14 protein-coding genes and 2 pseudogenes are annotated in these 14,201 nt (G+C 43.8%); 13 read left to right on the top strand and 3 right to left on the bottom strand.

Features of this window, described 5'->3' with window-relative positions; all coding sequences use genetic code 11:
- The first annotated feature begins 19 nt into the window (after positions 1 to 19).
- The 3 genes and pseudogenes from V7K60_RS18340 to V7K60_RS18350 all read left to right on the top strand — a co-directional run.
- Positions 20 to 2,152 (top strand): substrate-binding domain-containing protein, encoded by a 2,133-nt coding sequence (locus V7K60_RS18340; protein WP_334927253.1) that lies wholly within the window; start codon positions 20 to 22, stop codon positions 2,150 to 2,152.
- Positions 2,153 to 2,166: 14 nt separating this feature from the next.
- On the top strand, positions 2,167 to 2,715 hold the full coding sequence (locus V7K60_RS18345) for an FHA domain-containing protein (protein WP_334927254.1): 549 nt from the start codon (positions 2,167 to 2,169) through the stop codon (positions 2,713 to 2,715).
- A 183-nt stretch (positions 2,716 to 2,898) separates the two neighbouring features.
- A pseudogene (locus V7K60_RS18350) lies at positions 2,899 to 3,024 on the top strand (IS1 family transposase); the annotation flags it as partial.
- Between the two features lie 121 nt (positions 3,025 to 3,145).
- Here the strand turns inward: V7K60_RS18350 and V7K60_RS18355 are convergent.
- On the bottom strand, positions 3,146 to 3,340 hold the full coding sequence (locus tag V7K60_RS18355; RefSeq protein ID WP_334927255.1) for a hypothetical protein: 195 nt from the start codon (positions 3,338 to 3,340) through the stop codon (positions 3,146 to 3,148).
- Positions 3,341 to 3,566: 226 nt separating this feature from the next.
- Between V7K60_RS18355 and V7K60_RS18360 the strand changes: the two are divergent.
- A pseudogene (locus tag V7K60_RS18360) lies at positions 3,567 to 3,674 on the top strand (IS1 family transposase); the annotation flags it as partial.
- A gap of 12 nt (positions 3,675 to 3,686) precedes the next feature.
- Here V7K60_RS18360 and V7K60_RS18365 read toward each other — a convergent pair.
- Positions 3,687 to 3,881 (bottom strand): hypothetical protein, encoded by a 195-nt coding sequence (locus V7K60_RS18365; protein ID WP_334927256.1) that lies wholly within the window; start codon positions 3,879 to 3,881, stop codon positions 3,687 to 3,689.
- Between the two features lie 390 nt (positions 3,882 to 4,271).
- The gene (locus tag V7K60_RS18370; RefSeq protein ID WP_334927257.1) at positions 4,272 to 5,024 is read right to left on the bottom strand and encodes a hypothetical protein; all 753 of its coding nucleotides are present in this window, start codon (positions 5,022 to 5,024) and stop codon (positions 4,272 to 4,274) included.
- 526 nt (positions 5,025 to 5,550) lie between these two features.
- Between V7K60_RS18370 and V7K60_RS18375 the strand changes: the two genes are divergently transcribed.
- From V7K60_RS18375 to V7K60_RS18415, 9 genes are all read left to right on the top strand, one after another.
- The gene (locus V7K60_RS18375) at positions 5,551 to 5,967 is read left to right on the top strand and encodes a GPW/gp25 family protein (RefSeq protein ID WP_334927258.1); all 417 of its coding nucleotides are present in this window, start codon (positions 5,551 to 5,553) and stop codon (positions 5,965 to 5,967) included.
- Between the two features lie 2 nt (positions 5,968 to 5,969).
- On the top strand, positions 5,970 to 8,180 hold the full coding sequence (locus V7K60_RS18380; RefSeq protein WP_334927259.1) for a putative baseplate assembly protein: 2,211 nt from the start codon (positions 5,970 to 5,972) through the stop codon (positions 8,178 to 8,180).
- Between the two features lie 3 nt (positions 8,181 to 8,183).
- Positions 8,184 to 9,317: a phage tail protein gene (locus V7K60_RS18385; RefSeq protein WP_334927260.1), complete on the top strand. Its 1,134-nt coding sequence runs from the start codon at positions 8,184 to 8,186 to the stop codon at positions 9,315 to 9,317.
- 42 nt (positions 9,318 to 9,359) lie between these two features.
- A complete protein-coding gene (locus V7K60_RS18390) occupies positions 9,360 to 10,568 on the top strand; it encodes a DUF4159 domain-containing protein (protein ID WP_334927261.1) in 1,209 nt (402 codons plus the stop codon).
- Positions 10,569 to 11,004: 436 nt separating this feature from the next.
- A complete protein-coding gene (locus V7K60_RS18395) occupies positions 11,005 to 12,156 on the top strand; it encodes a hypothetical protein (protein ID WP_334927262.1) in 1,152 nt (383 codons plus the stop codon).
- A gap of 167 nt (positions 12,157 to 12,323) precedes the next feature.
- Complete coding sequence (locus V7K60_RS18400; protein WP_334927263.1) at positions 12,324 to 12,518, top strand: hypothetical protein; 195 nt, start codon at positions 12,324 to 12,326, stop codon at positions 12,516 to 12,518.
- 1 nt (position 12,519) lies between these two features.
- Positions 12,520 to 13,035 (top strand): phage tail protein, encoded by a 516-nt coding sequence (locus tag V7K60_RS18405; protein WP_334927264.1) that lies wholly within the window; start codon positions 12,520 to 12,522, stop codon positions 13,033 to 13,035.
- A gap of 21 nt (positions 13,036 to 13,056) precedes the next feature.
- On the top strand, positions 13,057 to 13,656 hold the full coding sequence (locus V7K60_RS18410; protein WP_334927265.1) for a hypothetical protein: 600 nt from the start codon (positions 13,057 to 13,059) through the stop codon (positions 13,654 to 13,656).
- Positions 13,657 to 13,689: 33 nt separating this feature from the next.
- A complete protein-coding gene (locus V7K60_RS18415; RefSeq protein ID WP_334927266.1) occupies positions 13,690 to 14,196 on the top strand; it encodes a CIS tube protein in 507 nt (168 codons plus the stop codon).
- Positions 14,197 to 14,201: the final 5 nt, after the last annotated feature.

Genomic DNA, 14,201 nt, shown 5'->3' on the forward strand with positions numbered 1-14,201 from the left:
TAACTACCGAGAAGATTCTATGCCTATTGTTGATTCTAATGCGCTAGCTAAATTCTATCGATGTACCCAAAATGCGCCTCTGGGGTGTCGAAAGCCGATAGAAACTTCTGAGAAGATACCGGGTGCTAAGTTTTGTCTGGAATGCGGATTCCCTACTACATTGCCAGTTCAGACTGAACTCCGGGGCAGCTTAGGCACCTATCGCATTTCTGAAATACTTAGGTCTCAGGGAATGGGACGGCTTTACAGAGGAACTCAGACCAGCAATGGTCAATCCGTTGTGGTGAAAGAGTATTTACTACCTAAGCAATATTTTAATGCTGTGGAAGCACAACAGCGCAGAACAGCCTTGAGTCAAGTGGCAAAGGGCAATTTGACCACCCCGAAAGGTCGGGAGTTTCGGTTGGTTAGTCCATCAGAAACCATTGCAGATCCATCGAGCGATCGCGTCTATCTTATTTTTTCAGGCGAAATTGCGGCACTTCCTACTCTGAAGCAGACTTTGAGAGAGACAGGAGCCTTTTCTGCATCACAAGTGCGACAAGTCCTAAATCAAATGCTCCAGTCGCTACATTTCCTCCATAGTCAGCCATCGAGTTTTGCATCTGTTGCAATAGGTTCAGGAACTGCCCACGGCAACTTGGGGCTTGAGAGCTTGCTCATCAGTGATAGCGGCTACGTTTATGTCTGCGATCTGGCATCCTGGGAGCAGCTTTTTGTCCCTGCCCCGCGCCAGGTGGTGTTACCGGAACAAGACTTAATCGATCTTGGCTCGGTCGCGTTTGCTCTCTGGACGGCTCAAGAGATTCACTCTGGTTCTGACGCACCGCTAAATCCGCGCGAGGCTCAACATTGGCCCCAGGACGATCCGCCTCTGAGAGATTTTCTGCTTCGTTTACTAGGGTTAGAAACTCCTTTCAACTCTGCGGCAGAGGCGCGTCAGGCTTTGATTAAACTGCCTCAACCGAAAACAGCTGCTGGTTTTCAGGGAAATCTTAGCCCAGAGTCTCCAGCAAAAGCGAATCGAAAGTATTGGCTTTTGAGTTTACTGGCTTTGCCTCTATTGGGAGGGCTATTGTGGTTGCTATTGCCCCGATTCATGTCAAATTCTAATGCAGAGACAACTAACTTTAAGCATCTTTTGCCATCGTTTGCAGATGTTAATGGTATTCAGCCGGGACAGTATCCCTATACCGGAGAAGCGCTGGGAACTTGGACAATAGTTTTGGACAAGAAGCCCGCCAGCGATCGCAAAATTAGAGCGTTGCTGACCCAGCCCAAGTTGGATATAGCAGCTATTTTTAACTACCGAACTTATGCCCCTCAACAGTCTCCCCTCAATGAAGTTCTCGAAGCGAACGCCAAGGCAAATTTTGCGATCGCTAGTTTATCAACCCAACTACCCGAAGGGTTAATTCCAGAAACGATCGCCTACGATGGTCTTTTAGTCTATGTACCTGCTTATAAAAGTCAAAATCTACCAAGTGCATTGCGAGGCAAGATTAGTCTTGCCCAATTGCAGCAAATTTTTACAGGGCAACTTACCAACTGGAAGCAACTAGGTTCAGATTTTCCTGACCTGCCGATCAAACCCTATCGACCGATGGAACCTGAAGCATTACGCCTGTTCCAACAAAAAGTTTTAGGCAACGATCCGAGTCTGATTGCCCAATTTAACAAGATTGAGCAACGTTCAACTTTTAATACCTTGCGCTCGATTGCAGTTGGAGAAAAACAGGCGCAAAAAACTGAAGCTGGCTCAATTAGTTTCGGACTATTGACCCAAACTTGGGATCAATGCAAGATTTACCCCCTAGCTATTGCCCAAGAAAATCTAGACCCAGTACAGCCTCTGTTGAGAGAGACCACCAACGGCACAATGCAACCTATTTCTCCATCAGACAATCTCTGTCTGGAGAAAAAGCCCTTACTTAATATATCAGCTTTTCATACAGCAACTTATCCACTCAGCGTGCCGTTGATTATTGCGTATCCTAGAGATAATAATTTGCCTGGGAATGTATCAGGACCACTCTTCGCTAATTTTCTCAAAACTCAAGATGGGCAGTATCTCCTTCAGCAAGCAGGTCTTGTGCCGCTGCAAACTGCACCTAAAAACTACACATTATCGCCATCTATTCTGAATCGTTAGGGAGTGCAATTACTATGGCAATCCAAACTCATCGTTGTCCAGAGCCAAGCTGCTCTTTCTTTAATCAGGTACTGCCACACAACGCTAATATCTGCCCAATGTGCGGTACTTCTTTAGCACAGGCAGTACAACCACCCCCTGCTATGGTAGCCTCGGCAGCCCGCTATGCTCAAACCTCGGCTCCTTTGCCCCAGTTCTCATCAACAATCAATAATCAGGAGCGTCCTCAGTTGAAGTTGCTTCATCCCAGCGAACAAAGTTTTCTATTACTTAGGGAGTCTGGCGTGATAGGCCGTCAAAATCTCTCTAACGGAATGCGCCCTGAAATCGATTTAACAGGACTACCCCATGCAGGTATCGTCTCTCGCACCCATGCTCATCTCTACTGGGATCTTGCTCGACAAGCTTACATGATTGTTGATGATAGCCTAAACGGTAGCTACCTAAATGATAAATTATTACCTCGTGGAGCACCCCATCCATTGAGTCATGGAGATAAATTACAACTAGGTCAGGAGCGGTTGATTTGTTTGCAAGTTGAATTGAACCATACTTCAATTTAAATTGCAATACATGAGATTCATCTTTTTTTGGTTATTAAGTGAATCTAGAGTGAGAATATTAGTTTTGTAACTTTCTTTTTAGATAAAATAGAAACCAGGGTGCTTAAAATATTATTAGACAGCAAATAACAGAGCGATCGCTTTGTTTTTTGCTACAATTTCGTAATCCAAAAAGCCGTTAGCAAAACCAGTGGTAAAACTAACGGCATTGAGAGATTTAACTGTACTTTACGTCACAGAGTTTCACGTTTGATTAGAGAAACTTTGTGATTATCCAAAAAGTTAGAAAACCATATCGTAGCTATTTAGTATTTCATCCATCGCTATAATGAGTTGCTACGGATTTCGAGCTATCTATCCTTACCTATTTAGGACTAATAGACAGTTTCCATTGCTCTAGTTTTCTTTTAAGGAAGTGACATGCTCTCAATTAAGATTTGGTATTTTTATCTTGACGCTCATTTGTTGTTTGCTGGTTGTTTGTTGTACTTTGGTTAAATGGTTTTTCAACTGTTTCTCTAATTTTGGATTCAGCAATATCGGTTATCTTGTATCTCATTTGATCAGATAGCCTATCAATAAGTCCACCAAAAATTTTACTAAAAAAGTATCCAATAGATTCCATGATTTTCACCTTATAGTTGAAACGATATTAGAAAGTAGCTTCAATTAAATTCATACTAGTTCAGCAAACTATGAAATGTCAGTAGACTTATGTCTATAAGCAGGGTTATTCCATTTAAATTAAAGCCATTAAGAATCTGTACAATAACTATATGCTGAACTAATATATTTCCTAACTTTTAAGCGATCGCTCTGTTCTTTGAAATAATTTCGTAATCCAAAAAGCTGTTGGCAAAACCAGTGGTAAAACTAACGGTATTGAGAAATTTAACTGTACTTTACGCCAAAGAGTTTTCCTTTTGGTTAGAGAAACTTTGTCATTCTCCAAAAGATTAGCTTACTCTCAATCAAGATTTAGCATTTTGATCTTGACGATCAGTTATTGTTTGCTGGCTGTTTGTTGCACTTTTATTAAATGGTTTCTCAACTGTTTCTCTTATCTTAGATTCAGCAATATCGGTTATCTTGTATCTCATCTGATCGGATAGCCTATCAATAAATCCCCCAAAAACTCTACCAAAAAAGTATCCAATTGATTCCATGATTTTCACCTCATAGTTGAAACGATATTAGAAAGTGACTTCAATTAACTTCATGCTAGCTAAGTAGATTATGAAATGTCAGTAGACTTAGTTCTATAAGCAGGGTTATTCCATTCCTTGACAAGACTTCAAACAGAATTATTTAAATTAAAGCCATAACGAAAGAAGCAACTGTCAAAATCAGCTTAAGTCTTCGACTTCTAACTATATACATTTTGAGAGCCTCAACTCAGCAGTGCTGGGTCGTTTTGTCATTTCTTAGTCTAAACACCAATGAAGACAGGCTCCCAATGTAATCTTTTTTCCTTGACGTAAACTAATTTATAGCCCCGTTTGCCGGGTGTGTTAGCAATCGCATAGCACACTGCGTAAGAGCCTTGACATACTCGCTTAGTTTATGTCAAGGCTCAACTGTTCTTTTCTTCCATTGATCGCCTCAACACGCTGAATTGCTTTCACTCTTTTGGAGCTTCCTGCGACCCCGATATCAAATTCTACACTTCTAAAAATCGTTCGGTTTTGATCTTCGATATTTCTTACTCTTGGTACATCTTGTATGTATATTTCCTTGGTCCCTTTTGCTTCGACCGGAATTTTCCACTGTTCATGCCAGTTACTAAATGTATGCGAATTTGGGTTCAGTGCATATTGGTTTGTTTTTGGTTTTGTTTCTAATATTCCTTCTGTACCATTTTTATTTTCTTTTTGGCTTATGATCTCATTCCACTCTAGTAGGGGGGGACTAGTAAATAGCAGCTTCTCTGATGTGGTATTTTGCAATACGAACCTAGCAGCAAATGTGTGTCCTAATTCATGTTTTTGGTCTACGGGAGTGGAGCGTGCGTCTATAGACTCTAACGTCATATATTTATTAAAATCTTTTCCTTCCACCTCTGTTATGGGGACTTCCAGTTGTTTATCCTTACCCTTACTCTTATCCTTTTGTTGAGTCGTTTGGGTTTGTTGGTTTGAAGGACCTGGAGATGCGGTAAGGAGGATGTTACTATCCCGAATATTTGAATTTTTTCTCTGAGTATCTCCACTTCTCCCCTGAATATCTCCAGTTTGCTGGCGATTTTGAAGTTCTATTTCTTGTTCGCTTGCTTTTCCTCTATCGCTTTTTTTCTTTTCGCGACTAGACATACAATTGCCCATAATATCCTCGATGTATTAGTGATTGAGCTTTCTGTTTCTATGTGTAGATGCTTTTCTGGGGTAGACTAATTTAAAATTTATGCTAGATTTTTTGACAAATTCTTCTTCGTCTATATGCCCTATCTTATTGGTTTTCATCATCAAGGTGTATCAGACAAAGGTCTGAAGACGGAATATAAATATTTGCCTAAAAAATTGTGTATTTCAGAACCCATCTGGCTGTCATTGTCTGGGATAGGTTATATAATATGGCGGTCATAAACTCCAAACGTTAAGCTTAAAAAGCAGGCAACTCTTTTAAAATAATCAAGTAACTCCTTGACAAACAATTTACTTCCGACTTTGAGATAGATTTATTTAATATTTCTTGTTTATTATCATCAAATTTTTGGTTGTACTACGGAATGAAATCACGAGGCTTTGATATCTTCCAATCGTTTATACCTTTGGCTGATAGAGACTTTTCAATTGCAAGATATCCTAAATCTTGTACCCGAATTTAGAGCTAATCAGCATGGCGAATCTAATGCATGAGCAGCCACAGAAGTATTTAGGGACGGGCTTATCTTTCCCATTGCAGACCAATGTGCAGGGAGGACTCAAGCTGAGTTCTGAAGCTCAGAAGGTTAAAGAATCAATCTGGTTAATTTTGCGTACCGATTTAGGCGAACGTGTCTACCGCCCTGATTTTGGCTGTCGCTTATCAGAACTAGCTTTTGCTCCCTTAAACAAGGACACTTTACTAAGAATTCGGCTCTACGTACTGGAAGCATTACAAAAATGGGAGCCTCGAATTGATATTGATGAAGTTCGCGCAGATCCCGACACAATTACTGGGCGCGTCAATATTCTCATTGACTATCGCCTCAAATCTCATCCCGACCCCTACAGTTTTGTCTACCCGTTTTATTTAGTTTCAGAGGTGGAGTAATCGTGAATTTTGACTTTTTACCTCGGCTTCCCAGTTCTCGGTTGGACGATCGCAACTTTGACGATTTAGTAGAAGAATGCCTACTGCGTATTCCCCGCTATTGTCCAGAGTGGACAGATCACAATCTCAGCGATCCTGGCATTACCTTAGTCGAGCTATTTGCTTGGCTCACCGACCAGATGCTGATGCGATTCAATCAGGTTCCCCGTAAAAACTATATAGCCTTTCTAGAACTATTGGGAATCCGTTTACAGCCACCGACTCCAGCTCAAGTTAGGCTGACTTTCTACCTCAGCACTCATTTACTAGAAAACTACACCATTCCACGCGGAACAGAGGTTGCAACAGAGCGCACTGAAACTCAAGAAGCCATTATTTTTACCACCGATCGAGACCTGTTAATCGCTCAACCGACCTTAAAACATATATTGTCTGGACCAGAGGCGGGTAATACTCCTCAATCGCTCCGTGACCACACCGGGGAATGGCATCATCAACATGACGGTCTTGCAGTGAATCACGAATTCAAACTATTTCCGCAAAAGCCGCAGTCTGGCAATAGCTTTTATCTCGTGATTGAGCCTGATACCCCTTTGGAAGGAAATGTGTTGGCGATCGCCTTCACAGGAGCGCAAGGTACGCCTACAGGCATCGATCCGAACCATCCTCCCCGCAGTTGGGAAGCCTGGGACGGCGAGTCATGGATAAAGGTACTCTTGCAGGAAGCAGACGACACCACCAATGGCTTTAGCTTTAACGAGAATACAAGAAATGGCGATCGCTCACAGCAGAGCGGTAATGTGATTCTACATCTACCCGAACGCTGGCCTACATCCAGTTTTGATGCCTACCGAGGTCGTTGGATTCGCTGCACCCTGATTGAATCTGGCGCACGCCAGCCGGGATATTCAAATTCTCCTCGAATTAAAACAATTGCGATGCATGCTATTGGCGGATCGGTGCAGGCTAGTCAATGCGTTCTGATCCAAGAGGAAATATTAGGTATCAGCAACGGAAAGCCGGGGCAGAGCTTTGAAGTTGAGACTGCGCCTATTCTGGAGCGCCGGGGAGAGGAGCAACTGCTTGTTCTTCCTCTTGGGAAGCCCCCCGAAATCTGGCAGGAGGTTGAAGACTTTGCTGAATCAAAACCCCAGGATCGGCATTATGTAGTTGATACATTGGCAGGCACTATTCAGTTTGGGCCATTGATTCGCGAACCTCAAACGCTTAAGAAGCAAACGCAAACTCGCGCTTATCTCCAGCAGGTGCTGCCAGCAGATCGATCGCCTAGTCGAGACCTTCAGGCTGAAATGATTGAGCAACAGTATGGTGCAATTCCTCCCCGTGGTGCTGAAATTATGTTTACCTATCGTACCGGGGGCGGTAAACAGGGAAACGTGCAGATGAACACGCTGAATTTTATGAAGACGGCAATTCCTTATGTAGACCGCGTGACCAATTATCATGCTGCCGTCAACGGTGCTAATGCCGAGTCTCTCGATCAGGCCGTCTTGAGAGCGCCTCAAATGCTGCGATCGCACGATCGAGCCGTTACTGCTTCCGATTTTGAAGCCTTAACTCTCAAAGGCAGCGGCGGTGCGATCGCGCGCGCATTGTGCTTACCAATGTCTGCCAGCCAAACTGCCGGCAGCATCAGCGTGTGCGTTGTGCCTCAAGCCAATACCGATCTGATTGACTTAGGACACGGGATTGCTCCAAACAACTTCAATTTAAATTCGGCTCTGCGCGATCAAGTCTTGCACTATCTAGACGAAAGACGTTTGCTAGGCATTCAGTTGCAGCTACAACAGCCCAATTATGTTGGCGTATCGGTTCAAGCCGAAGTCACCCTAGAGCCTGCCTATAAAAACCCAAGCGCTCAAGCCGAGATTGTCCACAAAATCAAAGTCGCCCTCTATCGCTACCTCAATCCTTTAACTGGCGGCGTAGAGATGACAGGCTGGCCCTTTGGTCGCCCTCTGTATCCATCAGACATAATGGCTGTCCTTCAGCAAATAGCAGGGATTCAATATTTGGGCGCTATCTTGCTGTTTCCTATTCAAAAAAATGGGGAATCTTGGCAGCGACAAACAACGCCTGTAAACTACATAGATCCTGGCTCCTTGGGTTTACTCTGCTCCTGGGCAGATCCGCAGGCGCGCACAGGACATAGTGTGAATGTTCTCACAGACCAATCTGCAATGAGGATTTAGGGTATGGTGCCAGTACTTACCTCCAAATCAGCCAGTCTTCAGATATCTCCTATGCAGATTTCTGCGACCACCTCCCAAGGAGGCAGTCGGATGCTTGGAGCTGAAGCCACAGAAGGTTCGCAACAGCAATCTGAAATTGTGGTTCATCCGGGAGAACTTTGTCGGGTCGCCCTTGAGATTAAAAACTGGGAGTCTCAACCTCAACACCTCACCTTAAAGCTAGATGGGACGTTCCCTTTGGAATGGTGTCAAGTCCAGACGGATGCTGAGAGCGCCCCTGAATTCGGGATAGCCCCAGAGCAGAACTCAGTGGCACAACTGTCAGGCACTGTAATGGAGGCTGCTATCAACCTCGTAACGCTAGAAGTGGCTGCCAAGAAAAGCAGACATACTGACTTATGGTTTCTGATTCCTAACGATTTTTTTGAGGGTGAAGATGCCCTTCAGGGAAGCAAGGGAAACCAACTCAACTTTCGAGGTTGTCTGTCGATTTATGCTAGCCAAAGCCTGAGTCAAGGGTCAAGTCCAGATCCGATTCAAGAATCCAATTTTGAGCTAAATGTTCGACCAAGGAGCAACTATACTGCTTTTTTGCCGATAGTCTATCAAGAAGTTGACTACATTCATCGCTTCATCAAAATCTTTGAGCAAGCGTTCGATCCGGTAGTGAATAGCTTCACTTCAATGTGGGCGCATCTAGACCCGTTAACTGCACCTCAGGCGCTCCTGCCGTTTCTAGCTCACTGGGTGGACTGGTCAATTGATACACAGCTAGATTTAACCCATCAAAGGCGGCTCATTCGACGTGCCGTAGAAATTTATCGCTGTCGTGGAACCCGTAAGGGACTTCGATTTTATTTACATTTATATACGGGTTTACCGCTCGATGAACAAATTGACCGGGAAGAAGATAAATCAATCAGCATTACCGAACCCTTTGGTCAAGGATGTGTATTTGGATTAGCCTACGTGGGAGAAGATGCGGTTATAGGCGGTGGCAAGCCCTATCACTTTGATGTCCGCTTGCGCGCCCAGCCAAACAGCCCAATCGATGAGCAGCTCGTCCGGCGAATAATCGATCAGGAAAAACCTGCATTCTGCTCCTACAGCCTGCGGATAGAAACAGACCATTACTGAGCATTCACCTGAAACTTATTCAATTGAATTGGAGATATTTTCGTGGGTCATCCTTTTCCAAACCCTACTATCGCCCCCATGCAGCGCCAACAAATTAGAGATGGCTTGCTCCTAACTGCCGAGCGTTGGCAACGCGCCCATGACTATCAGCGCAAACGCCAAAATCTTCACTATCAGTCAATTAATCAGCCAGGGATTGTTTGCGGGTTAGGAGTACGGGTAATTCTAGCCCCAGAAGAAGTTGCCGCTCAATATCGAGACAATCGCTGGGTGCAAATTCAGCCAGGAATTGCCATCGATTTAGAAGGGAATCTGATTGTCGTGCCTCATCAAATCAATTTTCGGATCGCAACCGAGTTGAAGGAGTCGGAACCTGTTACTGTTTATTTGGTTGCTCAGTATCGAGATCCCGATCGCTTGGGGGGAAACCCCGATCAGGAAGTCGTACAAGAAACCTTCAGAATTGACGAGAGAAGCCGTCCCCCTGAGCGTTCAGACGTGGAGCTTTGTCGTGTCCTACTGCGACGATCGCAGCAGGAATTGATCCGCACACCTGCCGATATCTTTTTTCCAGGATACGGCGATTTAGATTTACGCTATCGCCGTCAAGCACAGGCAAGACCCCAAGGCTTGGTTCAAATTGCTGAAATTAATTCTGATGATCAAGACTGTAGCCGAAATTTTTTCAATCTCACCTACTTACTACGCGCTGTTGAAGATATCTATCCATCTTTAAAAGGTGCAGAAACCGTCGATCGAGTCACTTGGGATGGAGATTTGCATCCCTACGAGCTGCTATATCTGACTGGGCATCAAGGTTTATCGCTAAACAACCATCAGTTCTCGAATCTTTCAAGCTACCTAAAGTCAGGGGGCACTTTGCTGGTCGATGCCTCTGTTGAGAGTACAGAACTGATTCAATCAGTCCAGGCACTAGCTCAACATTTGCAGACACCACTAAAGTCTTTACAAGAAGCCCGTCGCGACCATCCCTTGCGGATAAAGCCGTTTCTATTTTCTGCATTGCCAACAATGGATGGAAGCAGAATTCAACTCTTATCTGGCGGGGGAATTATTCTGGCGATCGGCAATCTGGGCGGATTATGGGGTTTAGACGAAGAATTGCAGCGATCGCGAACTGACATAAGAACCGCTCAAGAGTTAGGGATAAATATCCTACATTTTGCTTGGAAACGCAAACAGACGATAGATTTACAGTCTGAAGCAGGCGCTGGTGCAGCTGGTGCATAAATCCCAGTAAGATTGAGGGTTTATTGATAATACCTCTGCCAATTTACGAGGGTTCAACGCCACAAGAAACGGGATGAATACGACCTTTGGAACATCTGGCACTTCGTTTGAAATATCGTCCTTTAGTTCTGCAATATCATTTTCCTTCTTTATGTGAGGAAATTAGAATCAGACTTCTGTCTGATCTCTTCTGCTTTAAACTTCCCTTATATAGAGTTATATAGTCTAGATATTAAGTAGTTGCTTAAAAATATGGCTGTTTTCTGTGTTTCTCCCTCTGCCCCAATTTGAGATTATCTTCTTTCAACGTTGTGCTAATTGGATAGGCACTCAGAAGGGTGCGAAACCAAGCAATATTTTCTAGACGACAAGTCTAAAAAATAAATGTTTATTGATGTCTTAACCTATACACTCAATGATTATGAGACAGCCCTCTATGCAGAATCCATCCAACGATCTTGACCCTTCAGAGCAAAAGTTACGGGAGGCACTCGAACAGGTAGAAGTGAGTGATGCCTCCGGTGGGCTACGCCTACGCATATCGCCCCAGCCTGAATGGACTAGGACTCACTCAGTCAAAACTTCATCGGTCAGACCTTCTCAGATCGCAATAAACACCAACATCAACGCAGAACCATTGTCAGCACAAATCTTTGAAGATGTGACTATTATGCAAGTCGCAAGTCCTCTTCCAGAAGCAGCAAATGACAAGACCGTTTTGCAAAGACTACCGAACCCAAAACCCCAAGACTCTCCTCTTTCGGTAGTATTGGTTAATCATCCATCTCTCTCACCGCAAAAACCTGGAGTGGTAGAACGGATTGGCTCTTCATCGCAACCTACCCGAACCGTTGAGGCAGTAAGCCTTACGCCAAATCCCATTACTCAATTTTCCTTAGAGAATGATTCTAAAAATCTTAATGCTGCTGGGGTTGCTGTAGTTTCAAACCATGACAACACCATTGTCCAATACTCAGATTCGGTCATTCAAAACCTAACAGATCGGACTATTGTCCAATACTCGGACTCAGCCATTCATAATCCAGCAGATCGAACGGTTTATCAAGCAATGCGCCCATTGTCTACTGAGCTGGATCAAACGGTTTTCCAATTGGGGATGCGACAATCTTCATTTATGCCTGCGGAGATTGTACCAAAAAATCGGGCGCATGTTCAATTATTCGATCCAAGTATTTTTCGGGATATGTTTCGGACATCAGGCTCGTTGACCTCGCGCTTTATAAGTATCACAGGGCAATTTTTTGATTCAATCTGGAGGAAGATTGACCTAAAGCAACTACAATCTCGTTTTCATCTAGGCAGGCAGCTAGCTGTGGTGAAGACTTTAGAACAGCCATCTTCAAGCCGGATCAATCGTTCTACTTATAACGTGATGGTTTCAGAAGAACCGCCTAGCTCGGAGCAGTATCAGAAAAAACTGCGGGAGTTGGATCTTTGTCGACTTTCTTTTGCCAAAGAGTTGGCTAGAAATGGTAAATTTCGCAATGCGCGAGCTATGGCTGAACAAATTTCTGAGACGAGCCACTTTTTTAAGGATGCCCAGATGCTGATTCAAAGTTGGAAGTAATTTTAAGGAACTGCCTTTTAAGATTTGAAATGCGACGTTTGTCTGTTTTCATACCTTATTACCCAGCTTAATATGTGCTTATCCACTGACTTACGCACATCATAGTGTAGCGGTCGTCTGAGCCTGTCTTTGGGTAGTTAACGCCCATTAATGATTCGGTGATGTCCATGTCCCAAAACTCTAGTCATACAAACTTAACCTACACAGATTTTGAGCATAACCGTCTGGCACAGTCAGCTCAACAATATCTCAACAATTCGGTCCTAATACATCAATTATGCGATCGCGTCTACGAACGACTCCACGCAGATATCAAAATTCAGAGAGAAAGAATCGGTAACTCTAGTACAGGAAGACAATAAAATGGCTACACAACAATCCAATTCTTACGTTGAGAACTACGTCACAACCAACCGATTCTATATAGAAATTGGGAAAAATATAGTTGCTTCATTTTCAGAATGTTCAGGCATCAGTATTGAGGTGGAAAAGGAGGTATATCACGAGGGTGGCGTAAACGAGCAGCAAAGAATTAGTTTAGGACACACTCGTTTTTCAGATATCACACTAAAGCGGGGGATAACTGACGACCATACCTTTTCGCAGTGGTTAGGCGAATTATTTGAGCAAAAAACGCGGCGACGCAACGTTAATATTCTGACATTCAACCAAGCTGGAGAAATAATGAAGAGCTGGTGCCTGATTGGTGCCATTCCAGTGGGGTGGAAACTCCCTAGTTTAGAGGCTGATGGCAATATGGTTGCAGTTGAAGAATTAACTTTAGCCTTTGAGGGTTTGAAAATTGGGAAGCAGTCTGGTGGTGGCGATGAAGTCTCTAGGGATGGGAAGGGATATTTTGGTGAAAGCGCCTGGAAATGAACATAAGTTGGAAATTTAATCATGAGTGAGTTTAACCCCCAGTCCAAATCGTCAGAGCGCTCTAACGGCGCTTCTGACGATGGTGTAGACAACGAAGCAGATTTAAAGACGGTTCATGACCTATTGCGGCAGCTCAATCAGAGTAATGCTGCCAAGACAAGCGATCAATCAACACAACAGTCTAGTATTCGAGACTTACTGGCTTATGACAACGATCGCTCGAACCAACGTGCTAAAGCTCTGTCGCTAACCCAAGACTTGACCCAGCAAGAGGGTAAGCTTCCACCGGGTACTTTTGCGCCCCAAAACCCCATACTTGAGGAAGTATTAACTCCAGCCGTCAATACTGTTGAGCAAGCAGCAGAAGATTTAGAATTCCTTGCACAAATAGTTTGCGATCGCATCAGTCTGCGTCTAAATCTGGAGATGGAACGTAATGGCTTCCATCAAAGCAACCGGATTTTTTCGCGGCAAACGATTGCAGGCCAATCTTCCTCAAAATCTGAACAGGTACCAGATGTAATTGAACGGCTGGTTCAGGAAATCGAGCAACTTTTGCACCACCGTTTAGTCCACGAGCGCGAGCGACGGGGACAGTCTGTAGGCTGTTTACCCTGGTAATTTTAATGCATTCAAAGGATTGAGGAAAACGCAATGAAACTAGAAAAAGCAAAGCTGATAGTTCATAGTGACCCCAGCGGACAGGCCAAAGATATTGAGTTCATGTTTAATCCGTCAGAACTTGATTTTACTCGGCGAATAATTTGGGATAGTGATGTCGGCAATCGGGGAAGCACTTTATTACCAAAGGTTAATTTTTCTGGGGTAGAACCCTATTCGTTTACATTACAGAATTTATTATTTGATACTTATGAAAAAAAGACATCTGTTCTCAAAGACTATATTAACAACATTAAAAAGGGTGCGACAGCTCGTACTAATGCTCATGCTCGTCCACCAGTCTATATCTTGACCTGGCACGATAGCTATTTTCACTGTGTTATGACGAGTTTGAACTATCGACTCACCTTATTTCTAGCTGATGGCACTCCGGTTAAAGCGATCGTTAATATTGCGCTCGAAGAAGTCGATCCTGAAAATATACCGGGGGGAAAGCTACCTACAATAGGAGCCATTGATGACAAACTTACTAAATCCTAAAACCT

Origin of the sequence: Nostoc sp. (assembly GCF_036917555.1) — a bacterium.
Taxonomy (GTDB): Bacteria; Cyanobacteriota; Cyanobacteriia; order Cyanobacteriales; family Nostocaceae; genus Nostoc.

Bases quoted from the DNA above. Each gene is read 5' to 3' on its own strand.
- V7K60_RS18340 (WP_334927253.1), top strand. From the start codon at position 20: ATGCCTATTGTTGATTCTAATGCGCTAGCTAAATTCTATCGATGTACC.
- V7K60_RS18345 (WP_334927254.1), top strand. From the start codon at position 2,167: ATGGCAATCCAAACTCATCGTTGTCCAGAGCCAAGCTGCTCTTTCTTT.
- V7K60_RS18355 (WP_334927255.1), bottom strand. From the start codon at position 3,340: ATGGAATCTATTGGATACTTTTTTAGTAAAATTTTTGGTGGACTTATT.
- V7K60_RS18365 (WP_334927256.1), bottom strand. From the start codon at position 3,881: ATGGAATCAATTGGATACTTTTTTGGTAGAGTTTTTGGGGGATTTATT.
- V7K60_RS18370 (WP_334927257.1), bottom strand. From the start codon at position 5,024: ATGTCTAGTCGCGAAAAGAAAAAAAGCGATAGAGGAAAAGCAAGCGAA.
- V7K60_RS18375 (WP_334927258.1), top strand. From the start codon at position 5,551: ATGGCGAATCTAATGCATGAGCAGCCACAGAAGTATTTAGGGACGGGC.
- V7K60_RS18385 (WP_334927260.1), top strand. From the start codon at position 8,184: ATGGTGCCAGTACTTACCTCCAAATCAGCCAGTCTTCAGATATCTCCT.
- V7K60_RS18395 (WP_334927262.1), top strand. From the start codon at position 11,005: ATGCAGAATCCATCCAACGATCTTGACCCTTCAGAGCAAAAGTTACGG.
- V7K60_RS18400 (WP_334927263.1), top strand. From the start codon at position 12,324: ATGTCCCAAAACTCTAGTCATACAAACTTAACCTACACAGATTTTGAG.
- V7K60_RS18405 (WP_334927264.1), top strand. From the start codon at position 12,520: ATGGCTACACAACAATCCAATTCTTACGTTGAGAACTACGTCACAACC.
- V7K60_RS18410 (WP_334927265.1), top strand. From the start codon at position 13,057: ATGAGTGAGTTTAACCCCCAGTCCAAATCGTCAGAGCGCTCTAACGGC.
- V7K60_RS18415 (WP_334927266.1), top strand. From the start codon at position 13,690: ATGAAACTAGAAAAAGCAAAGCTGATAGTTCATAGTGACCCCAGCGGA.